Source organism: Actinomycetospora sp. 2LY8.5, assembly GCF_057180585.1.
This window is the reverse complement of the sequence record NZ_JBXUHE010000002.1, coordinates 113045-133431: the sequence shown is the minus strand read 5'-3', so window position 1 is coordinate 133431 and position 20387 is coordinate 113045. Positions and strand designations below refer to the sequence as shown.

26 protein-coding genes are annotated in these 20387 nt (G+C 73.1%); 13 read left to right on the top strand and 13 right to left on the bottom strand.

What is annotated here, in order from left to right; translation table 11 throughout:
* Nucleotides 1-59 precede the first annotated feature (59 nt).
* A complete protein-coding gene (locus tag AC2A1K_RS02935) occupies nucleotides 60-272 on the top strand; it encodes a VOC family protein (protein WP_483894822.1) in 213 nt (70 codons plus the stop codon).
* Nucleotides 273-358: 86 nt separating this feature from the next.
* A complete protein-coding gene (locus tag AC2A1K_RS02930; protein ID WP_483894821.1) occupies nucleotides 359-1378 on the top strand; it encodes an LLM class flavin-dependent oxidoreductase in 1020 nt (339 codons plus the stop codon).
* A 3-nt stretch (nucleotides 1379-1381) separates the two neighbouring features.
* On the opposite strand, the gene AC2A1K_RS02925 is transcribed toward AC2A1K_RS02930, so the two are convergent.
* Nucleotides 1382-1696 carry a muconolactone Delta-isomerase gene (locus AC2A1K_RS02925; protein WP_483894820.1) on the bottom strand — a complete coding sequence of 105 codons (315 nt, stop codon included), beginning with the start codon at nucleotides 1694-1696 and terminating at the stop codon, nucleotides 1382-1384.
* 112 nt (nucleotides 1697-1808) lie between these two features.
* On the opposite strand from AC2A1K_RS02925, the gene AC2A1K_RS02920 reads away from it, so the two are divergent.
* Nucleotides 1809-2096, top strand: coding sequence for a putative quinol monooxygenase (locus AC2A1K_RS02920; protein WP_483894819.1), 288 nt, complete (start codon nucleotides 1809-1811; stop codon nucleotides 2094-2096).
* Nucleotides 2097-2168: 72 nt separating this feature from the next.
* Here AC2A1K_RS02920 and AC2A1K_RS02915 read toward each other — a convergent pair whose 3' ends face one another.
* The 5 genes from AC2A1K_RS02915 to AC2A1K_RS02895 form a co-directional block, all read right to left on the bottom strand.
* Nucleotides 2169-3083, bottom strand: coding sequence for a LysR family transcriptional regulator (locus AC2A1K_RS02915; RefSeq protein ID WP_483894818.1), 915 nt, complete (start codon nucleotides 3081-3083; stop codon nucleotides 2169-2171).
* Between the two features lie 30 nt (nucleotides 3084-3113).
* A complete protein-coding gene (locus AC2A1K_RS02910; RefSeq protein WP_483894817.1) occupies nucleotides 3114-3869 on the bottom strand; it encodes an SDR family oxidoreductase in 756 nt (251 codons plus the stop codon).
* Between the two features lie 183 nt (nucleotides 3870-4052).
* Nucleotides 4053-4460, bottom strand: coding sequence for a TA system VapC family ribonuclease toxin (locus AC2A1K_RS02905; protein ID WP_483894816.1), 408 nt, complete (start codon nucleotides 4458-4460; stop codon nucleotides 4053-4055).
* A complete protein-coding gene (locus AC2A1K_RS02900) occupies nucleotides 4457-4687 on the bottom strand; it encodes an antitoxin (protein ID WP_483894815.1) in 231 nt (76 codons plus the stop codon). Before AC2A1K_RS02900 ends, AC2A1K_RS02905 begins: the two co-directional genes overlap by 4 nt.
* Nucleotides 4688-4747: 60 nt before the next feature.
* Nucleotides 4748-5269: a TetR/AcrR family transcriptional regulator gene (locus AC2A1K_RS02895; RefSeq protein WP_483894814.1), complete on the bottom strand. Its 522-nt coding sequence runs from the start codon at nucleotides 5267-5269 to the stop codon at nucleotides 4748-4750.
* 49 nt (nucleotides 5270-5318) lie between these two features.
* On the opposite strand from AC2A1K_RS02895, the gene AC2A1K_RS02890 reads away from it, so the two are divergent.
* Nucleotides 5319-5729 carry a nuclear transport factor 2 family protein gene (locus AC2A1K_RS02890; RefSeq protein ID WP_483894813.1) on the top strand — a complete coding sequence of 137 codons (411 nt, stop codon included), beginning with the start codon at nucleotides 5319-5321 and terminating at the stop codon, nucleotides 5727-5729.
* A 31-nt stretch (nucleotides 5730-5760) separates the two neighbouring features.
* Here AC2A1K_RS02890 and ychF read toward each other — a convergent pair whose 3' ends face one another.
* Together ychF and AC2A1K_RS02880 are read right to left on the bottom strand one after the other, a co-directional pair.
* A complete protein-coding gene (ychF, locus tag AC2A1K_RS02885) occupies nucleotides 5761-6834 on the bottom strand; it encodes a redox-regulated ATPase YchF (RefSeq protein ID WP_483894812.1) in 1074 nt (357 codons plus the stop codon).
* Between the two features lie 381 nt (nucleotides 6835-7215).
* Nucleotides 7216-7350: a hypothetical protein gene (locus AC2A1K_RS02880; protein WP_483894811.1), complete on the bottom strand. Its 135-nt coding sequence runs from the start codon at nucleotides 7348-7350 to the stop codon at nucleotides 7216-7218.
* A gap of 78 nt (nucleotides 7351-7428) precedes the next feature.
* Between AC2A1K_RS02880 and AC2A1K_RS02875 the strand changes: the two genes are divergently transcribed.
* Complete coding sequence (locus tag AC2A1K_RS02875; protein WP_483894810.1) at nucleotides 7429-8622, top strand: DNA recombination protein RmuC; 1194 nt, start codon at nucleotides 7429-7431, stop codon at nucleotides 8620-8622.
* 85 nt (nucleotides 8623-8707) lie between these two features.
* The gene (locus AC2A1K_RS02870) at nucleotides 8708-9688 is read left to right on the top strand and encodes a DUF6542 domain-containing protein (RefSeq protein ID WP_483894809.1); all 981 of its coding nucleotides are present in this window, start codon (nucleotides 8708-8710) and stop codon (nucleotides 9686-9688) included.
* An 81-nt stretch (nucleotides 9689-9769) separates the two neighbouring features.
* On the opposite strand, the gene AC2A1K_RS02865 is transcribed toward AC2A1K_RS02870, so the two are convergent.
* From AC2A1K_RS02865 to AC2A1K_RS02850, 4 genes are all read right to left on the bottom strand, one after another.
* A complete protein-coding gene (locus tag AC2A1K_RS02865; protein ID WP_483894808.1) occupies nucleotides 9770-10162 on the bottom strand; it encodes a hypothetical protein in 393 nt (130 codons plus the stop codon).
* Nucleotides 10163-10259: 97 nt separating this feature from the next.
* Nucleotides 10260-10967, bottom strand: coding sequence for a response regulator (locus AC2A1K_RS02860; RefSeq protein ID WP_483894807.1), 708 nt, complete (start codon nucleotides 10965-10967; stop codon nucleotides 10260-10262).
* Nucleotides 10964-12037 carry a sensor histidine kinase gene (locus AC2A1K_RS02855; protein ID WP_483894806.1) on the bottom strand — a complete coding sequence of 358 codons (1074 nt, stop codon included), beginning with the start codon at nucleotides 12035-12037 and terminating at the stop codon, nucleotides 10964-10966. The genes AC2A1K_RS02860 and AC2A1K_RS02855 overlap by 4 nt, the downstream gene beginning before the upstream one ends.
* 42 nt (nucleotides 12038-12079) lie before the next feature.
* Nucleotides 12080-13060, bottom strand: coding sequence for a 4-hydroxy-3-methylbut-2-enyl diphosphate reductase (locus AC2A1K_RS02850; protein WP_483894805.1), 981 nt, complete (start codon nucleotides 13058-13060; stop codon nucleotides 12080-12082).
* Between the two features lie 98 nt (nucleotides 13061-13158).
* Between AC2A1K_RS02850 and AC2A1K_RS02845 the strand changes: the two genes are divergently transcribed.
* The 4 genes from AC2A1K_RS02845 (at nucleotide 13159) to AC2A1K_RS02830 (ending at nucleotide 16459) form a co-directional block, all read left to right on the top strand.
* Nucleotides 13159-13710 (top strand): lipid droplet-associated protein, encoded by a 552-nt coding sequence (locus AC2A1K_RS02845; protein WP_483894804.1) that lies wholly within the window; start codon nucleotides 13159-13161, stop codon nucleotides 13708-13710.
* Nucleotides 13711-14961 (top strand): exodeoxyribonuclease VII large subunit, encoded by a 1251-nt coding sequence (gene xseA, locus AC2A1K_RS02840; RefSeq protein WP_483894803.1) that lies wholly within the window; start codon nucleotides 13711-13713, stop codon nucleotides 14959-14961. It begins immediately after the preceding gene.
* An 84-nt stretch (nucleotides 14962-15045) separates the two neighbouring features.
* Nucleotides 15046-15288, top strand: coding sequence for an exodeoxyribonuclease VII small subunit (locus AC2A1K_RS02835; RefSeq protein ID WP_483894802.1), 243 nt, complete (start codon nucleotides 15046-15048; stop codon nucleotides 15286-15288).
* Nucleotides 15289-15352: 64 nt separating this feature from the next.
* On the top strand, nucleotides 15353-16459 hold the full coding sequence (locus tag AC2A1K_RS02830) for a hypothetical protein (RefSeq protein WP_483894801.1): 1107 nt from the start codon (nucleotides 15353-15355) through the stop codon (nucleotides 16457-16459).
* 22 nt (nucleotides 16460-16481) lie between these two features.
* On the opposite strand, the gene AC2A1K_RS02825 is transcribed toward AC2A1K_RS02830, so the two are convergent.
* Nucleotides 16482-17075: a DUF4245 domain-containing protein gene (locus tag AC2A1K_RS02825; RefSeq protein ID WP_483894800.1), complete on the bottom strand. Its 594-nt coding sequence runs from the start codon at nucleotides 17073-17075 to the stop codon at nucleotides 16482-16484.
* A gap of 134 nt (nucleotides 17076-17209) precedes the next feature.
* On the opposite strand from AC2A1K_RS02825, the gene glpX reads away from it, so the two are divergent.
* The 3 genes from glpX to AC2A1K_RS02810 all read left to right on the top strand — a co-directional run bounded on the left by glpX (nucleotide 17210) and on the right by AC2A1K_RS02810 (nucleotide 20363).
* The gene (glpX, locus tag AC2A1K_RS02820) at nucleotides 17210-18292 is read left to right on the top strand and encodes a class II fructose-bisphosphatase (RefSeq protein WP_483894799.1); all 1083 of its coding nucleotides are present in this window, start codon (nucleotides 17210-17212) and stop codon (nucleotides 18290-18292) included.
* A gap of 142 nt (nucleotides 18293-18434) precedes the next feature.
* Complete coding sequence (locus tag AC2A1K_RS02815) at nucleotides 18435-18917, top strand: L,D-transpeptidase (RefSeq protein ID WP_483894798.1); 483 nt, start codon at nucleotides 18435-18437, stop codon at nucleotides 18915-18917.
* 39 nt (nucleotides 18918-18956) lie between these two features.
* Entirely contained in the window at nucleotides 18957-20363 is a 1407-nt protein-coding gene (locus tag AC2A1K_RS02810) for a class II fumarate hydratase (RefSeq protein ID WP_483894797.1), read from the top strand.
* The last annotated feature ends 24 nt before the right edge of the window (nucleotides 20364-20387 follow it).

Genomic DNA, 20387 nt, shown 5'->3' with positions numbered 1-20387 from the left:
TCCCCGGCGGCCGTCCCGGGCCCGACACTGTGCATCTCCCGATCTCTGCGAGGTGCGCCATGACCACGACCGACAGCCGCCCTGCCTTCGGCGGCTTCCACCACGTCGCCGTCACCACCAGCGGCGTCGAGGCCAGCGTGGCCTGGTACCAGCGGGTCTTCGGCATGGACCGCCTCCCGCCCCGCTTCCCCCACCACGGGCCCGACGCCAAGGGCTACGCGACCGTGCTCGTCGAGCCGGAGCGGGCGCCGGACGCCGCATCGAGGGCATGATCGCTCACCGAGGCCCGCGGAGCACGTGGTCCGGCCGACGGCCGGTGTCACGGAATGCCGGTCCCGGTCGCAATGTTGGTTGAAACGTGAAGAAGATTGGGTTCCTGTCCTTCGGGCACTGGTCGCCGTCGGGGCACTCGATGGTGCAGTCGGCGTCGGACGCGCTGCTGCAGTCGATCGACCTGGCGGTGGCCGCCGAGGAGGCGGGCGCCGACGGCGCGTACTTCCGCGTCCACCACTTCGCGCGTCAGCTCGCCTCGCCGTTCCCATTGCTGTCGGCGGCCGCGGCGAGAACGAGCCGCATCGAGCTCGGCACCGGCGTGATCGACATGCGCTACGAGAACCCGCTCTCGATGGCCGAGGACGCGGGCGCCGCCGACCTCATCTCGGGCGGGCGTCTGCAGCTGGGCATCAGCCGGGGATCGCCGGAGCAGGTGATCGACGGTTACCGCTACTTCGGCCACGTCCCGCAGGACGGCTCGACCGACGCCGAGATGGCGCGCAACCACACCCAGCTCTTCCTGGACGTCCTCAGGGGCGAGGGGTTCGCGCAGCCCAACCCGCGGCCGATGTTCACCAACCCGCCCGGCCTGCTACGCCTCGAGCCGTACTCGGAGGGGCTTCGTGACCGCATCTGGTGGGGCGCGGGCAGCCGCGCGACCGCCGAGTGGGCGGGCGCGCAGGGTCTCAACCTCATGAGCTCGACGCTGCTCACCGAGGACACCGGTGTCCCGTTCCACCGGCTGCAGGCCGAGCAGATCCAGCGGTTCCGGGACGCCTGGGCGGCCGCCGGGCACGAGCGCGAGCCGCGCGTGTCGGTCAGCCGCAGCATCTTCCCGATCGTCAGTGACCTCGACCGCCAGCTGTTCTGGCGCGAGCGGCACTCGACCGACCAGGTCGGCCACCTCGACGGCGGCGACGCCCGCTTCGGGAAGACCTACGCCGGCGAGCCCGACAAGCTCGTCGCCGAACTCGCCGAGGACGAGGCGATCGCCGCCGCCGACACGCTGCTGCTCACGGTGCCCAACCTGCTCGGCGTCGACTACAACGCCCACGTCGTCGAGAGCGTCCTCACCCACCTCGCCCCGGAGCTGGGCTGGCGCTGATCGTCAGCTCTCGAGCAGCTTGTTCACCGTGCCGGCGAAGTCCTCGTAGCGGCGCAGCGCGCTGACCTCGATGGTCACGTACTGGCCCATCTCGACCATGATCGGGAGAGTCAGCGAGATCTCGTCGAGGGTGTCGTGGCTGTCGACGTCGACGATCGCGATGACGCGCCGTTCGCCGGCGACCTTCCACAGGTCGACGACCACCCCCGCCTTCTTGGCGCCGAGCGCGGCCTCGGCCTCGCGGGACCAGGTGGCGAAGAGGTCCTGCTGACCCATCGTGGCGCCGTACTCCACGTGGAAGTCGAGGTGGAAGAGCATCGGTGGCCTCCGCAGGGATGTCGACGGTGATCGCCGGAAACCTACAACCGTCGATCACGCGGCGGCACGACAATCTTCGCGGGACTATATGGTCCTGTCATAGGATCTCTCCATGCTCATCATCGCCGGACACGTCCAGGTCGATCCGGAGCGCCGCGACGCACTGGTCGCGCGGTTCGCCGACCTCGTGCGGCGGGCGCGGGACGCACCCGGATGCCTGGACGTGGCCATCACCGCCGACTCGGTCGACCCTGCACGGATCAACAACTTCGAGCGCTGGGCGTCGCAGGACGACCTCGACCACTGGCGCTCGGTCGCGCACGCGCCCGATGTGGGCGACGTGTTCCTCGCGACCGAGGTGAGCCTGTTCGACGCGTGGAACGAGCGGTCGCCGTTCTGAGCGTCCCTCCTTGCGGGGTCGGCCGGTAGGCGATGGACGCCGGTATCCGGTACGGCACGCCCTGCGAGGCCGTCACGACCCGGGGGATGTCTCCTCGGGAGCGGCGAGACGCCGACACTGGCTGACGAGCACGTCCAGGAGTGCGGTCCGCCGGCCCGAGCACCAGGCGACCGCCAGGTCGAAAGGTGTCCCGTCCACGACGGGGACCCAGGCCAGTCGTGGTGCGGCGAAGTAGCCGGCGACCGACGACGGTGCCATCCACGCCCCACGGCCGGTGGCCACGAGCTGCAGACACTCCTCCGGGGTCCGGGCGTCGGACCCGTACTGCGCGGTCGCGCCGTGCGGTCGCGGATCGTCGACCCAGAAGCGCGAGACCTCGGCCGGCACCGTGGCGTGCGGACCGACGACGGGCTCGTCGGCCAGCTCGTCGAGACGGAGCTCATGGCGCGCGGCGAGCGGATGGTCCGGGTGCAGGGCGACGACGCGGGGCTCGCGGAGCACGACCTCGGTCTCCAGGCGGTCGTTCCCCGCGGGCAACCACAGGAAGGCCGCGTCGACCTCCCCGGCCGTGAGCATCTCGATCTCCTCCCCGAGAGTCGAGACCGACGTCATGTCGAGCCTGATGTCGGGCGCCTGCTCGTCGAGCGCGGCGACGACCCGCGGCATGAAGTGCGCGGTGCTCTGGGCCTTGAAAGCCACGCGCAGTCGGCCGGCTCGCCCGTCGGCGACGGCCCGGACCTCGGTGCTCATCTGATCAGCGGTGCGCAGCAGCGACCTGCCTCGGTCGACGACCACGGCGCCTGCCGGGGTGAGGGCCACGCCGCGGGAGGTACGGGCCAGGAGCTGGTCGCCGACGGAGCGCTCCAGCTGGCCGATCTGCGAGCTGACGGCCTGCTGGGTGAGATGCAGTCGGCTCGCGGCCCGGCTCATGCTGCCCTCCTCGGCGACCACGATCAGGGTCTCGACCAGCCGCAGGTTCAGCTCCAACCCCGCACCTCCTCGACGGCCACGGCGCGCTCAGCGGGTCGTGTACCCGCCGTTCGCGAACAGCGTCTGCCCGTTGATCCACCAGCCCTCGGTGAGCAGGAACCGCACGATCGGGACGATATCCTCGATCTTGGTCAGGTCCCCGTCCATCGACTGCGACTTGTGGAACGAGACCGCCTCGTCCGACTCGGCGGGGTAGAAGAACGGGGTGTCCATCGGCCCCGGGGCGACGTTGTTCACCGAGATGTTGCGGCCGAACAGCTCCTTGGACAAGGCGCGGGTGAAGTGCTCCACCGGAGCCTTGCTCCCCGCGTAGAGCGAGTAGTCACCCGCGTAGGCGGCCAGCAGCGACGTCAGGATGGTGACGATCTTCCCGCCGTCGCCGACCCGCTTCGCGGCCTCCTGCATCATGAAGAACGCCGCTTTGGCGTTGACCCCGAACATCTCGTCGTACTCGGCCTCGGTGGCCTCGACCAGGGGCTTCTTGATGACCATGCCCGCGGTGTTGACCATGGCGTGCACCTGACCGAACTCCGCCTCGGCGGCGTCGAACAGCCCGGCGACCTCGCCCGGAAGGGAGAGATCGGCCTGGTGCGCGAGGGCGCCCCCGCCGGCCGATTGCACCGACGTGACCACGTCCCGGGCCTTCGCCGCCGACGACTCGCTGTTGTAGTGCACCACCACCGCGGCCCCGTCGGCGGCGACCGTCTCACAGATCAGCCGCCCCAGGTTCCGGGACGCCCCTCCGACGACCACGACCTTCCCCGACAGACTCGACTCCGGCACAGCTCCTCCTCCACCTGCGTTCAGTGCGGGGAGACACGCTGGCAGGAGCTCCGTGCGCGACGGAAACAACGATCCGGCACGACGGCGACAAGCACCGCTTGTACCCTTGCCCACTCACACATCGAAGCGGACCTCGACCGAATCACGTCGCCGATCACCCTCGTCGGGCGGCGGCCGTCGGGCTCAGGGTCGAGGCACCGGCACGAGCGTCGTGAGGTCCGGTCGCGCGTGGACCAGTCCTGCGTCCAGGGTGGCCAGACGTGAACCCGGGTGGCTCTCCACCAGAGCCACGAGGTAGGCGTCCGTGACCTGCCGGTGCCCTCGGGCGTGATCGAGGGTCGCATCCAGGTAGGAGACCGAGTCCGGCCAGAACTCGCAGTCGGGCAGCGCGTGAACGGCGCGCAGCACCTCGGCCGCCACCGATGGCGTCTCACCGACCCGAACGAGGAATCGGATCAACGCTCCTTCGACCACCGGGCAGACCGCTGAGCGCTCGATCCCGGCGGCCCACGACGACGCCCGCCGGTGGTGCTCGTGCTCGGCCACGGTCAGCGCGATCAGCACGTTCGCGTCAAGCAGGTACGTCGTCATTCCTCGTCGAGCGCGGACGCGACCTCGTCCGAACTGACCGGCCGACCGATGCTGAGCACGGGGAAGCCCGAGCGTCGGTCGACGCCGATCGTGGCCGGCTCGTCGAGCTGGATCAGTCCTCGTGCGGCGAGCTCCGCAACGACCGCAGACAGTGAGAGACCTCGCCGCTTCGCGATCTCCTGGGCCCGCCGGTGGACGGCAGGCGGTAGATCGACCGTGGTGCGCATGAGTGCACCCTACCTGCATCAGCGGTGATGCATGACTGTCGTAGCGTCGCTAACGCGCTCTCACCCTGGCCGGAGACCCGCGAAGACGACGCTCAGCGTCCGCTCACGCAGGTCGGCGTTCCAATCGCCCACGGCGGCCCCCTGACAGGTCGCCGACAGCAGCGCGACCACCTCGTCCAAGCACACCTCCGCGCGGACCGCCCCTACCCGCCGCGCGTTCTCCAGCAGAGGTCCGACCGCCGTGCGCAGCGCCGCGACCGGCTCGCTCACGTCGAGCCCGAGAAGGTCCGCGACCGTGCGCGTGGCCGTGGCGACGCCGACCAGCTCGGCGAAGAAGACGAAGAGGCCGTCGGCCGGGTCGCCGGAGAGCTCCTCCGCCCGTCCGGTGATCTCGGCCAGCCGCGCCTTCATGATCGCAGCGAGCAGATCCTGCTTGGTCGGGAAATGACGAAACACGGTGCCCACAGCGACGCCGGCACGACGGGCGACCTCTTCGGTCGACCCGGCCGGCCCGAGGTCGGAGAACACCTCGGCAGCCGCCTCAAGGATGCGGGCTCGGTTGCGCTGGGCATCGACGCGCACGGCACTCCTTGCAACCTGAGTCGGCACTCATGATGGTCCTCAACCTGAGTTGGCGCTCATCTTAGGAGGCGGTCATGACCACGGCGCGCGAGGTACTCGACGACATCGACTGACGGCCGGCCTGCAGCCCGATCAGCTCGCCGAGGACGTGGTGGTGGAGACACCGATGGCTCCCGAGGACAGTCCTCGCCGGATCGAGGGTCGCGAGAGGTTCCTGTCGTACGCGGCCGCGGGCAGAGCAGAGCTGCCCTTCCGGCTCGACGCGGTGCGGATCCTCGCGGTGCACGAGACGATCGACCCGGAAGTGGCCGTCGTCGAGTACGAGCTGACCGGCACCGCACGGTCCAGTGGCCGGACCGCGACCGCGTCCTTCGTGACCGTGCTCCAGGTGCGCGACGGCCTCGTCACGCGATGGCGCGAGTACCAGGACACCGCGGCCATCGCCCGCGCGCTGGCCTGACAGCGACCTGACGGGCGTGGCTGCACGACCGTCAGACGTTGAACCTGAACTCGACCACGTCGCCGTCCTGCATGACGTAGTCCTTGCCCTCCATGCGGACCTTGCCGGCGGTCTTCGCGGCCGCCATCGAGCCCGCGGCGACGAGCTCGTCGTAGGAGACGATCTCGGCCTTGATGAAGCCCTTCTGGAAGTCCGTGTGGATCACGCCGGCGGCCTCGGGGGCCGTGGCGCCGATCCGGATCGTCCAGGCCCGGGACTCCTTGGGACCCGCGGTCAGGTAGGTCTGCAGGCCGAGGGTGCGGAACCCGGCGCGCGCCAGGGCGTCGAGACCCGGCTCGGGCTGACCGATCGACTCGAGCAGCTCCAGGGCCGACTCGGCGTCGAGCTCGAGGAGTTCCTGCTCGACCTTCGCGTCGAGGAACACGGCCTCGGCCGGCGCGACCAGCTCCGCGAGCTCCTTGCGCCGCGCGTCGTCGGTGAGCACCGGCTCGTCGGCGTTGAACACGTAGAGGAACGGCTTGACCGTCATGAGGTTCAGCTCGCGCAGCCGCGGCGAGTCGAGCCCCGCCGAGAACAGTGTGCGGCCCTCGTCGAGCACCGACCGCGCGTGCGCGATCTCGTCGACCGCGGCCTTGGTCTCCTTGCGGACCCGCGCCTCCTTCTCCAGGCGCGGCAGGGCCTTCTCGATCGTCTGGAGATCGGCGAGGACGAGCTCGGTCGCGATCGTCTCGATGTCGGCGGCCGGGTCGACACGGCCGTCGACGTGCACGACGTCGTCGTCGGCGAACACCCGCACGACCTGGCAGATCGCGTCGGCCTCGCGGATGTTGGCCAGGAACTTGTTGCCCAGCCCCGCGCCCTCACTGGCGCCCGCGACGATGCCCGCGATGTCCACGAACGACACGGTCGCCGGGACGATCTTCTCGGAGGAGAACATCTCGGCGAGCCGGTCGAGCCGGGGGTCGCGCAGCGGCACGACACCGATGTTCGGCTCGATGGTGGCGAACGGGTAGTTCGCAGCCAGGACGTCGTTGCGGGTCAGGGCGTTGAACATCGTCGACTTGCCCACGTTGGGCAGGCCGACGATGCCGAGGGTCAAGCTCACGGGATCCCAGTCTGCCAGCGGTGGATCCGGACGGGCTCCGGCGGCGTCCAACCACGGGAGACGTAGCGATCGGACGAGCACGCCGAGAGGGGAGCTCGACTCCGGCGTCTCGGTGACGACCGTGCTCACCCGGAGGTACCCGTGTCCGCTCTCGCCACGATCCCGACCCCGCTCGGACCGTTCACCACCCTCGTCGACGACCACGGCGTGCTGCTCGCGTCGGGGTGGACCGACGACCTCGACGGACTGATCGCGCTCGTGCACCCGGACACGCGGCCGGCCGAGCCCACGGTCCGGCGCGACCTGGGCGCCGTCACGGCCGCCGTCGTCGCGTTCCACGACGGCGACCCCGGACCCGCCGCCGCGGTGCCGGTGCGCAGATCAGCGGTCCGGCCACGACGGCGGTCTGGGACAGGCTGCGCGAGGTGCCCGCAGGTCACCCGACGACGTACGGCGAGCTGCCGAGCGGTAGCCGCCCAGCCCGCCGCCGCGGCGCCGCACGCGGTGGCACGGCACGAACAGCGTCGCCGCGTTGCGGACGCACGCCCGCGCGGCGACCCGTCGGTGTCGGGGGTGTGATCCATCCTCTCGACCATGACCGTCGACGGGGTGCTGGCCGGGCTTCTCCTGGGGCTCGTGCTGGGCGCGGGGGCCGGCGCGTGGGTCGCGCTGCACCTCGCGGCCGCGCGGCGCGAGGCGGCGGTCGCCGAGGCTGTGCGGCGCGCCGGTGCCGAGGTGGCGGCCGCGCGCGCCGAGCTGCACGCCGAACGACGCGGGGCGAGCGACCGGGAGAGGACGCTGGTCCCGGCCGCGGCGGCGGCGTCCACCGACGCCCTGGACCGCGTGCTCGAGCCCGTGTCCTCGGCGCTCGGGCGCATGGAGCGGCAGATGGCGGGAGCCGAGCGCGAGCGTGAGGCCGCGTTCGCCTCGCTGCGCGAGCAGGTCGGGGCGGTGGCGGCGAGCGCGCAGGGCGTGGCCGGCGAGACGCGCGCACTCGTCGGCGCCCTGCGCGCCCCGCACGTGCGCGGGCGCTGGGGTGAGCTGCAGCTCGAGCGGGTCGTCGACCTCGCCGGCATGGTCGAGCACTGCGACTTCACCCGACAGCCCCACGCCCGCGGCGGGGACGACGACGGCGCGCAGCGGCCCGACCTCGTGGTGCACCTCGCGGGCGGCAAGCAGGTCGTCGTCGACGCCAAGGTCCCCTTCACGGCCTACCTCGAGTCGACCGAGGCCCGCGACGACACCACGCGGCGCGAGCGGGTGGCGGCGCACGCCAAGCAGGTCCGCGCGCACGTCGACACCCTCGGCGCGAAGGCCTACTGGCGCCGCTTCGACCCGACGCCGGAGTTCGTCGTGATGTTCGTGCCGGGCGAGGTGTTCCTCTCCGCCGCGCTCGAGGCCGACCCGACGCTGCTCGAGCACGCGTTCGGCAGCGACGTCGTCATCGCCACCCCGACGACGCTCATGGCGCTGCTGCGCACCGTGGCCTACGCGTGGCGACAGGAGGCGCTGGCGCGCAACGCCGCGGAGGTCCACGCGCTCGGGCGGGAGCTGCACGGGCGGATCGCGACGCTCTCGGGCCACCTCGCCCGCCTCGGGCGCTCCCTGGACGGCAGCGTGCGCTCGTTCAACGAGTCGGTCAGCTCACTGGAGTCCCGCGTGCTGGTCAGCGCCCGACGGTTCACCGACCTGTCGGTCACCACCGCCGACCTCGAGACGCCGGACCAGGTGGAGCGCCGGCCCCGCGCACCTGCGCCCGAGAGCGGAGGCGCCTGCGGCGACGGCTAGGGCGATCGGGTGGTCCACGTCACGGAGATCGCCAGGCCGGTGGCGGCTGAACGGTCGGCGATCAGCCGACCGCTAGCGTTGAGGGGTGACCAGTACGCGGGAGGACGCCGCCGGTGTCGGGGCCGTCGGCCCCGGCGAGCGCTCCGTCGTGCGGTCATTGCGCGGGCTGCGGTGGTGGGGGTCGCTGCCGCTCGCGGCGGTGCTCACGGGCGTCGGCCTGGCCATCGACATGCTGGCCTCCGGCGAGCTGGGCGTCGTGTTCACGGCCTGCTTCGCGGGCGGCTGCATCCTCGCGACCGCCTGGGCCCGGCGTGACTCGCTGTTCGTCCCGCTCGTCCAGCCGCCGCTGCTGCTGGCGATCGGCGTGCCCGTGGTCGTCGCGGTCACCGGGTCGCTGCCGGGCAACGGCGGGCTCGCGTCCACCCTCCTCGCCGTCGGTGGCCCGCTGGTCAACGCGTTCCCCACGCTCGCTGTCACCACGGCGATCTGCCTCGCGCTCGGGTTCGTCCGCTCGCGCGTCGAGCCCTGGCGCAAGCCGGGCGACGACCTCGACCCCGACGGTCGCCCGGACCCCCGCGACCGGCCCCCGCGCGAGCGGCCGCCCCAGGACCGGCCCCCCAAGGACCGCCCGCCCCAGGACCGCCCGCCCAAGGACCGCCCGCCCAAGGATCGCGATCCCCGGGACCGGGACCCCCGCGACCGGGACCCCCGCGACCGGCCGCCGCGCGACCGGGATCCCCGCGACCGGCCGCCGCGCGACCGGGATCCCCGCGACCGGCCGCCGCGCGACCGGGATCCCCGCGACCGGCCGCCGCGCGACCGGGATCCCCGCGACCGGGATCCACGGGATCGTGACCCGCGCGACCGGGATGCCCGCGACCGCGATCTCCGGGACGAGGAGCGGCCCCGTCGCGTCCCGGTCGAGGCCCGGCCCGCCCGGGACGACCGTCGCCGCCCCGCCGACGACCGCCGCCGCCCCGTGCGTCCCGACGACCCGGACGACGAGTTCGGGCCCGGCGTACGCCGCGTTCCGCGCCGCGTCGACGGTCCCGACGGGCCCCGCTGAGCCCCCGCTCGGCGGTGATCAACGGGGACTTCGCGCGCATAGAGGCCGCGAACACCACGTTCGCTGCGAACAGGGCACACCTCAGTGCGCGTACTCGTCGCGGCGCAGGAGCATCGCGGCGAGCATGGTCACGAACATCAGCACGTGGCCAGCGAGCATCAGCGTCTCGCCCGAGATCACGCCGAACCAGTAGGGCGCGAGGAGCACGACGAACGGCGCGCACATCGCCGCCGACATCTCCGTGATCTGCCGCGCGCTGTGCCGGCGGATCGCCATCCACAGGGCCATGCCGATGGTCATGTTCGCGGCCATGACGAGTGCGCCGACGTCCGGACGGGCGGTCCAGGCGTCCGGCCACAGCGGGGCGAACAGCATCATGCCGACGACCATCGCTGCGACCATCTCGAGGTAGTGGCCGACGAAGCGCAGCATGCGGCGGCGCAGCGGGCGGGGCTGGACGGTCAGGCTGGTCATGGCGGGTCCTCTCGAGGAGCGGCTGGCGACGCGGACGAGCATCGCGAGCGACGTCCGCCCGGAGAGGTGCCGGAAGTCATGACCCCGGGTCATGACCTCACAGGAGATCGAGCGCCCGGGCCCGCAGCGCGGCCTGGGTCCGGTCGCGGGCGCCGAGCTTGCCGAGCACGTTCGTCACGTGGTTCTTCACCGTGCCCTCGGCGAGGTGCAGGGTCCCGGCGATCTCGCGGTTGCTGTGGCCGTCGGCGAGCAGGCGCAGCACGTCGACCTCGCGCTCGGACAGCGGCACGACCAGCGGCTGGGGCCGCGGTACCGGGGACTCGGCCGGCAACCGCGCGACGCGGGCGACCACCTTCGCGGCCACCGACGGGTCGAGCACCGATCCCCCGGCCGCCGCGGTGAGCACGGCCTCGACGAGCCGGGCGGACGGGACATCCTTGAGCAGGTAGCCGACGGCGCCTGCGCGCAGGGCGGCGAAGACGTCCTCGTCGTCGTCGAACGTGGTCAGCGCGATCACGCGCACTTCGGGGTGCTCGACGTGCAGGCGGCGGGTCGCACCGACGCCGTCGAGCACGGGCATGCGCAAGTCCATCAGCACGACCTCGGGCGCGAGCTCGGCGACCCGGCGCAGCGCCTCCTCGCCGTCGCCCGCCTCGCCGACCACGACGACGTCGTCGCGCACCCCCAGCAGCGTCGCGAGGGCCTCGCGGAAGAGGGCCTGGTCGTCGACGAGCAGCACGCGGACGGGAGAGGCAGCATCGAGGGGAGCACGCCGAGAGGGGAGCCCGGCCCGTGACTCCCTCACGCCGGCACCTCGACACGTAGCGCGCAGCCGCCGCCGTCGCCCGGGCCGAGCGAGAGGCTGCCGCCCAGCTCCTCGGCGCGTTCACGCAGGCCGATGAGACCGACGCCCGCACCGTCGGGTTCCGCGGGCGAGCCCCGCCCGTCGTCCCGGACCTCCACCCGCACCGCTCCCGCCGCATAGTCGAGGACGACCTCCGCGCGGCTCGCGTCCGCGTGCTTGCGCACGTTCGTCAGCCCCTCCTGGGCGGTGCGGAACAGCGCCTCGCGGGCGGCCTCGGACAGCGGACGTTCGTCGCCGACGACGGTCAGGCGGGTCGGCACCCCGGCGGCGGAGCCCTCGGCGGCGAGGTCCTGCAACGCGGTGGCCAGGGGCGGTGCGGCGCGCGGCGCGCGCAACGTGCGCACCGACCGTCGCACCTCGGCCAGTGCCTCCTGCGACCGGTGCTGGGCCTTGGCGAGGATCCCGTCGGTGTCGCCGGACCCGCTCGCCAGGAGCGCCCGCGCCGCCTGGACCTGCATCGCGACGACGGTGAGGGAGTGCCCCAGGCCGTCGTGGATGTCGCGGGCCACGCGCAGGCGCTCCTCCTGGGCCGCCTGGTCGCGCAGCCGGGCGTGCGCGGCCGCGAGCTCGGTGCGCATGGCCTCCTCGCGGCGCAGCAGTTCGGTGACGACGGCCGCGAACACCACCGCGACCAGCGTCCCGAGGCCCTCCCGCAGGCCGTCGAACAGCGGCATGCCGGCGTGGACCATCGGCACCATCGCGATGACGACGATCGTGACGGGCAGCGGCAGGAGCAGCACGCACTGGCTGACCAGCACGACCAGGAACAGCGTGCCGCCGACGCCGGGCGCGAACGCGAAGATCACGGCAGCGAGCACCAGGCCGGCGAGTACGTACCCCACCGACCACCATCGTCGTCCGCGGCGCTCGATCCAGCGGAAGCCGACCGTCGCCAGCAGCGCGAACGCGAGGCCGAGCGGCAGCACGACCACCGGGTCGCCGCCGCCCACCACCCCGAGCACCAGGGTGAGCAGCGCACCCCCGGTGAGCAGGGTCAGGGCCAGGAGCACGAGAACACTCTGCGGGTCCCGCGCCCCGAGGACAACGTCCCGCTAGCGCACGGCCTGCGGCTTCATGTCCCGCTTGAGCTCGCGGGGCAGCGAGAAGGTCAGCTTCTCGTTGGCGGTGGTGATCTCCTCGACGTCGGCCCACCCGCGGTCGGCGAGCCAGTGCAGGACGTCGCCGACGAGGATCTCGGGCACCGAGGCGCCGCTCGTGACGCCGACGGTCGTGACACCCTCGAGCCAGCCCTCGTCGATCTCCCCACAGTGGTCCACCAGGTGCGAGTCGCGCGCGCCGGCCTGCAGCGCGACCTCGACGAGGCGCACCGAGTTCGAGGAGTTGCGCGACCCGACGACGAGCACGAGGTCGCACTCGGGCGCCATCTGCTTCACCGCGACCTGGCGGTTCTGGGTGGCGTAGCAGATGTCGTCGGACGGGGGGTCGGAGATCGCCGGGAACCGTTCGCGCAGCGCGGCGACCGTCTGCATCGTCTCGTCGACCGACAGCGTCGTCTGGGAGAGCCAGATGACCTTCTCGGGGTCGCGGACGGTGACGTGCTCCACCGCGGACGGGCCGTCGACGAGCTGCACGTGCTCGGGGGCCTCGCCCGCGGTGCCCTCGACCTCCTCGTGGCCCTCGTGGCCGATGAGCAGGATGTCGTAGTCGTCGCGGGCGAAGCGCTTGGCCTCCTGGTGCACCTTCGTGACCAGGGGGCAGGTGGCGTCGACGGTGCGCAGTTCGCGGGAGGCCGCCTCGGCGTGCACCGCCGGCGAGACGCCGTGGGCGGAGAACACGACGGTGGCGCCCTCGGGCACCTGGTCGGTCTCCTCGACGAACACCGCGCCGCGCTCGGCGAGCGTGTTCACGACGTGCCGGTTGTGCACGATCTCCTTGCGGACGTACACGGGCGCGCCGTACGTCTCGAGCGCCTTCTCGACGGCCACGACCGCGCGGTCGACGCCGGCGCAGTAGCCACGGGGCTTCGCGAGCAGGACGCGGGGGCCCTGCTCGCCGGAGTGCTCGGTGGACATACCGCCAGCCTACGGGCGACGAGCGTCACGGTCCGGGCGTGAGGCACCCGGCCGTGGCCGTCCACACATCACCGGCGTCCGGCTGGCACCCTGTCGCTATGAGTTCGCTCCCGTTCCCGGTGCGTGTCGCCGCCGGTCTGGTCGTCACCGCCGTGGAGGAGGCCCGGGACCTCCCCCGCACCGTCGCCGGTCTCCCCATCACCGCCGTCAGCCACGTGCTGCAGCTCTCGATGCGGGCGCAGCAGGTCGTCACCGAGCTGGCGATCAAGGGCGACAGCGCGCTCGACGGGATGCGCCCGGTCGAGGAGGCGCCGTCGTGGGCGCGCTTCGACGACGACCTGCCCGAGGTGCGGCCGGGTACCTGGCCGCGCCCCGACCTCGACGACACCTCGCTCGAGCACACCGACCTCGCCTCGACCCCCCGCGTGAACGGGCACGCGCCGAAGCTGGGCGTGGTCGGTGCGAAGAGCGAGAGCCCGGACGCGCTGCCCGGGTACGAGTCGATGTCGATCGCCCAGCTCCGCGGCAAGCTGCGCTCGCTGTCGGTGGACGAGGTGGCCGAGCTGCTCGCCTTCGAGGAGGCGCACGCCAACCGCCCGCCGTTCGTGACGATGCTGTCCAACCGGATCGCGACGCTCAACGCGCAGTAGGTGAGACAGCACGAGGCCGAGGGGCGACCGACCACCAGCGCCGAGCAGCCCTGGCCGGTCCGCACGGTCGCGCGCAAGATCCAGGCCTGGATCGACCGGCTCGGCGCGGTGTGGGTGGAGGGCCAGCTCACGCAGGTCACCGCCCGCCCGGGGTCGCAGACGGCGTTCCTCGTGCTGCGCGACCCCGCGGCCGACGTCTCGCTGCAGCTCACCGCGCCGACCTCGATGGTGCGCGGCACGGTGCCGCCGCTGGCCGAGGGCGCGCGGGTGGTCGTGCACGGGAAGCCGTCGTACTTCTTCGGGCGCGGGACGCTGTCGCTGCGCGTCGACGAGATCCGCCCGGTCGGGGTCGGCGAGCTGCTCGCGCGGATCGAGCGGCTGCGCCAGCTGCTGGGCGCCGAGGGCCTGTTCGACCCCGGCCGCAAGCGCCGCCCGCCCCGGTTGCCGCGCTGCGTCGGCCTCATCACGTCGCGGGCCAGCGCCGCCGAGCACGACGTGCTCACCGTCGCGACGTCCCGCTGGCCCGCGGTGCGGTTCCGGACGGTGAACACGCCGACCCAGGGCACCCAGGCGGTCCCCGAGATCCTCGATGCGCTCGGTGTGCTGGACCGCGACCCGGACGTCGACGTGATCGTCCTGGCCCGCGGCGGGGGGAGCGTCGAGGACCTGCTGCCGTTCTCCGACGAGGCGCTGTGCCGGGGCGTGGCGGCGTGCCGGACGCCGGTGGTGTCGGCGATCGGCCACGAGCCCGACACCCCGCTCGTGGACCACGTCGCCGACGTCCGCGCGGCCACCCCGACCGACGCCGCGAAGCGGATCGTCCCCGACCTCGCCGAGGAGACCACCCACCTCGCCCAGCTGCGCCGCCGTGCGCACCGCGCCCTGCACGCGTGGGTGGAGCGCGAGGACGCCCGGATCGCGTCGCTGCGCCGTAGGCCGGTGCTCGCCGACCCGCTGGGGCCGGTCAGCGCGCGGGAGAACGCCGTCGCGAGCCTGCGCACCCGCGCCCGCCAGGTGCTCGAGGCCGGGCTCGTCGCGCGCGCGGCCGACGTCCGCCACCTGCGCGCGTCGCTCACGGCCCTGGGCCCGGCCGCGACCCTGGCCCGGGGCTACGCGATCGTGCAGCACGGAGACGCCGTGGATGCGCCGGTGCTGCGCTCGGCGGACACGCCCTCGCCCGGCGACGCCCTGCGCGTGCGCCTGGCCGACGGTGCCGTCCACGCCACCGTCACGGACCGTGACAGCGAATGAGGCCCGGGGATGTCAGCGGCGTGGCGCTACGGACACTCAACGTCTGCAGCGCCACGCCGCTGACACGAGGGGGAGGATGCGCGCATGACGGAGAGCGACGGGCCCGGTTACAGCGACGGGCCGGGCTACGAGGAGGCGCGCGAGGAGCTCGAGAAGGTCGTCGGACGCCTGGAGGCCGGCGGTCTGAGCCTCGAGGACTCGCTGGCGCTGTGGGAGCGCGGCGAGACGCTCGCACGGCTGTGCGAGCGTCACCTGGCCGGGGCGCGCGAGCGGGTCGAGGCCGTCCTGCAGGACGCGGAGGGCGACGAGGGCGAGGCGCCCGGGTGACGCCCCGCGACACCCGGGCGAGGGAGACCCGCCGCCGGGGTGTCATGCACCAGACTCGACGGGCATGAGCAGCCCGTACGGAGCCGGCAGCGGACGGGGCGGAGGGGACGTCGACCGCGCGGTGACCGGCGCCCACGCCGACTACCACCGCGAGATCCAGCAACACGCCGAGCCGGACGGGCTGGTCGACGACGTCGTCACCTACCGCATGCTCGCGCCGCACCTCATGCGCACGCTGCTCTTCCTCGTCACGCCGACCGTGCTGCTCCTGCTCAAGTTCGTCATCGACTACCTCGCGGCGATGTCCACGCCCGACGACGTCACCGACGTCGTCTCGACGCTGCTCGGGCTGCTCGTCGTCGTGCTCTACCTCGCCGGGATCGCGTCGTTCTTCGCGCCGGCCAAGGAGCCGATCGCCGAGCACTCCCGCCTCCTGGAGAACCGCGGCGACGTCGCGACCAGCGCGTTCGAGTACGTCCGCGCCGCCGCCGAGGCCCGGCAGAGCCCCGCGGAGGTACGGCCGTCGACGGTGGCCGGCGTGCCGGTGCTGCTGTTCCACCAGTACAGCGAGCGGGCGATGCTGCTCATCCAGCCCTACGGCCGCGACCTCTACGTCGGCTGGACGATGTGGCGGTCCCGCTCCACCGCGACGCTGCTGATGCACTTCCTGCGCGACACGTTCGGCCGTTTCGCCCCCGCGCCGCGCTTCTCCGCCGAGCTGCGGGCGGCCGCGACTCGCGCGCTGCGCGAGAGCGTCCACTCGCTCTCGCGGGAGGGCGTCGCCGCGGCGACGCACCTGCCCGGCACACCGCCCGCCGCACCGCCCGCACCGCCGCAGGACGACACCCCGTACGGCTCCCGCTACGACGACACCCCCTACGACGACACCCCGTACGCCGCGACCCACCCGTCGCCCCCGGCCGACCCGCCCCGCGGGTGGCACCCGGACCCGGCTCCGTACACCGAGCACGAGCAGCACGATCAGCAGGGGCGGGCGCCGCACCCGCCCGACGCGCTCCCGACGTCGGGGCCCCACCGCAGCACCGACACCGGCGGCTGGACCACCCGGGGCGACGAGCAGCAGCAACGGGTGAGCGTGCGCCGGGACCCGAAGGAGGAACCCCGCGACACCGGCGACGGCTGGGGCCCGCCGCCCCGCGACCGCTGGTGACCCACGAGCCAGCCCGGGAGACTCAGCGCACGAACGGCGCCAGCAGCGCGGCCTCGGCGAGCTGACCGAGGCGCTCGCCCGACGCGCTGCCGGTGACCAGCAGGCGCACGCCCTCGACGTCAGTCACCCAGATCGCCTCGCCGCGGCGGCCGGTGTGCGTCACCCAGGTCCGGCCTCCCGCCTCGACGGTGCCGGTGGCGGTGGGGTCGCCCGCCTCCGAGACGACCACGGGGGCCTCGTCCGCGTTCGTCTGCACGAGGCGCGCGAACTCGTCGTCCGGCGTCACCCAGCCGACGCGCACCGCGCGGGTGGTCTCGGTCCCGGCGCCGACCAGGACCACGTCCGACGACTGCGCGATCCAGTCCGGCGGCAACGACGGCACGCGCAGCGGGATCGACACCGTCGGCGCGGCGCGGCGCAGCTCGGCGGCCGGGTCGATGCGCGGGATGGCCTCGCGGTCGACCTCGGGCGCACCGGGCGCGAACGAGCAGGCCCGCAGCAGGCCCGCCAGCAGCAGCACGCCGACACCGATCACCACGAAGGCGCGCAGCAGGGCCGCCGGGCCGCGCTGGGGCTCGGGTTCGCGTGCGCCGGGACCGGGCGAGGGGGTGGCCACGGTGTCATCCTCGCAACGACCGTCTCACCCGGCCCGGGAGGAGGTCGTGTGAGGCGGATCGGGACGGCGGCCCGGACCGCCGGACTCTGCGAGGATGGGCGGCCCGCCCGACCCACCCCGCCCCGCCCCGCCCCATGGAGGTGCACCCGGTGAGCTCGCAGCCAACCAGCCGTACCGAGCCTCCCGACCGCAACCTCGCGCTCGAGCTGGTCCGGGTCACCGAAGCGGCAGCGATGGCCGCCGGCCGCTTCGTCGGCCGCGGCGACAAGAACGGCGGGGACGGCGCCGCGGTCGACGCGATGCGCAAGCTCATCGGCTCGGTGTCGATGCGGGGCACGGTCGTCATCGGGGAGGGCGAGAAGGACGAGGCCCCGATGCTCTACAACGGCGAGGAGGTCGGCAACGGCGACGGCCCCGAGGTCGACGTCGCCGTCGACCCGGTGGACGGCACCACGCTGATGAGCAAGGGCATGCCCAACGCCCTCGCCGTGCTCGCCGTCGCCGAGCGCGGGGCGATGTTCGACCCGTCCGCCGTCTTCTACATGTCGAAGCTCGCCGTCGGCCCCGAGTGCGCCGACGTCGTCGACATCGACGCGCCCGTCCGCGACAACCTGCGCGCGGTCGCCCGCGCCAAGGGCATCAACGTCGCCGACGTCTCCGTGGTCGTGCTCGACCGCCCGCGCCACGACGAGCTCGTCCAAGACATCCGCGACGCCGGCGCGCGCATCCGCTTCATCTCCGACGGCGACGTCGCCGGCGCGATCGCCGCGGCCCGCCCGGAGAGCGGCGTCGACATCCTGCTGGGCGTCGGCGGCACCCCCGAGGGGATCATCACCGCCGCCGCGCTGGCCTGCATGGGCGGCGAGCTGCAGGCCAAGCTCTGGCCGAAGGACGACGCCGAGCGCGCGAAGGCGCTCGCCGCGGGCCACGACCTCGACCGCGTGCTGCGCACCGGCGACCTGGTGCGCGGCGAGAACATCTTCTTCTGCGCCACCGGCGTCACCAACGGCGACCTGCTGCGCGGCGTGCACTACCGCGCGGGCGGCGCGTCGACCCAGTCGATCGTGATGCGCTCGAAGTCCGGCACCGTCCGCATGATCGACGCCTGGCACCGGCTGCGGAAGCTGCGGGAGTACTCCGCGATCGACCTCGGGGCGGACGACGACCATCTCGACCCCGACGCCCCGGCGTGGGGCGCGGACCGCTCGACGCTCTGACCGGCGTGTCGCTCGGTCGGGCTACCACACGCCCGGGATGAGGTCACGCCACGCGGGGTAATTCGATGTGACCAGATCTTCCTCGGAGGTTCTCGTGTCGTCGACCCACGCGCGTCGGTCCACCCCGCCGGCCCTCGTCACCGTGATCGTCAGTGCGATCGCCGCGCTGCTCGTCGGAGCCGGGAGTGCCGGCGCCGCACCGGTCCCGGCCCCGGCGCCGGTCCCGGTCGCGGCCCCCGCGGCCCCGGTCGCTCCCGCCGTCGGCATCACGGCGGGGACACCCTGCACGGCGAGTGCCGACGCCTGCGTCGACCTGTCGTCGCAGCAGGCCTGGCTCACCGACGGGCAGGGCAACGTCACCTACGGGCCGGTCGGCGCGCTCGGCGGCACGAAGAAGTACCCGACGCCGACCGGCACGTTCTCGGTCGACGACAAGGACGCCGACCACGTCAGCAACCTCTACGACGCCGACATGCCGTTCTCGGTGTTCTTCGCGCCGGCGATCGCGTTCCACACCGGCAGCCTCTCCGAGCGCTCGCACGGCTGCATCCACCTCGGCAAGACCGCGTCCAAGCGCTTCTTCGCCGACCTCTCGCCGGGCGACACCGTGCAGGTGGTCTCCTGAGTCCGGTGGAAGACCTGGCCCGGTGAAAGACTGCGGGGCATGACCGACGAGCAGGAGTACCGGACCGAGCACGACACCATGGGCGAGGTCCGGGTGCCGGCCGCGGCGCTGTGGGCCGCGCAGACCCAGCGGGCCGTCGAGAACTTCCCGATCTCCGGCCGTCCGATCGAGCCCGCCCAGATCCGGGCTCTCGGTCTGGTCAAGGGCGCCTGCGCGCGGGTGAACGAGGACCTCGGCGTGCTCGACGCCGCCCACGCCGACGCGATCGCCGCCGCGGCCGACGAGGTCGCCTCCGGCGCGCACGACGCCGAGTTCCCGATCGACGTGTTCCAGACCGGCTCGGGCACGAGCTCGAACATGAACGCCAACGAGGTCATCGCGACCCTGGCCTCGCGGGCCTCTGGGCAGAAGATCCACCCGAACGACCACGTCAACGCCTCGCAGAGCTCGAACGACGTCTTCCCGACCACCATCCACGTCGCGGCCACCGAGGCCGTCGTGCGCGACACCGTGCCGGCGCTCGACCACCTCGGCGCGGTGCTCAATCGCAAGGCCCAGGAGTGGCGCCACGTCGTCAAGGCCGGCCGCACGCACCTCATGGACGCCGTGCCGATCACGCTCGGGCAGGAGGCCGGCGGCTGGGCGAGCCAGTGCGCGCACGGCACGGAGCGGCTGCGCGCCGTGCTCCCCCGCCTCGCCGAGCTGCCCATCGGCGGTACCGCGGTCGGCACCGGCATCAACACCCCGGAGGGCTTCGGCGGCAAGGTCGTCGAGCAGCTGCGCCGGGCCACCGGCATCCCGGAGCTCTCCGAGGCCCGCGACCACATCGAGGCGCAGGGCGCCCGCGACGGGCTCGTCGAGGCGTCGGGCGCGCTGCGCACGGTCGCCGTGAGCCTCTACAAGATCGCCAACGACGTCCGCTGGCTCTCCTCCGGCCCGTCGACCGGCCTCGCCGAGATCCGCATTCCGGACCTGCAGCCCGGCTCGTCGATCATGCCCGGCAAGGTCAACCCGGTGATCTGCGAGGCGACGATGATGGTCGCCGCCCAGGTCATGGGCAACGACGCGACCGTCGCGTTCTCCGGCAGCCAGGGCAACCTCGAGCTCAACGTCATGATGCCGGTGATGGGCTACAACGTCCTCGAGAGCTGCCGCCTGCTGGCCGCGGCCGCGCGCCTGCTCGCCGACCGCGTCCTCGAGAACACCGAGCCCGACGAGGAGGCGTGCCGCCGCTACGCCGAGTCGTCCTCGGCGATCGTCACGCCGCTCAACCGACTCATCGGCTACGAAGAGGCCGCGAAGATCGCCAAGCAGGCGATGAAGGAGCGCAGGACCATCCGCGAGGTCATCGAGGCCGAGGGCTACGTCGAGAACGGGCGCCTCACCCAGGAGCAGCTCGACGAGGCGCTGGACGTGCTGGCCATGACGAGGGTCGACCGCGGGTGACCCTCCCGGCCGCGCAGCATCGAG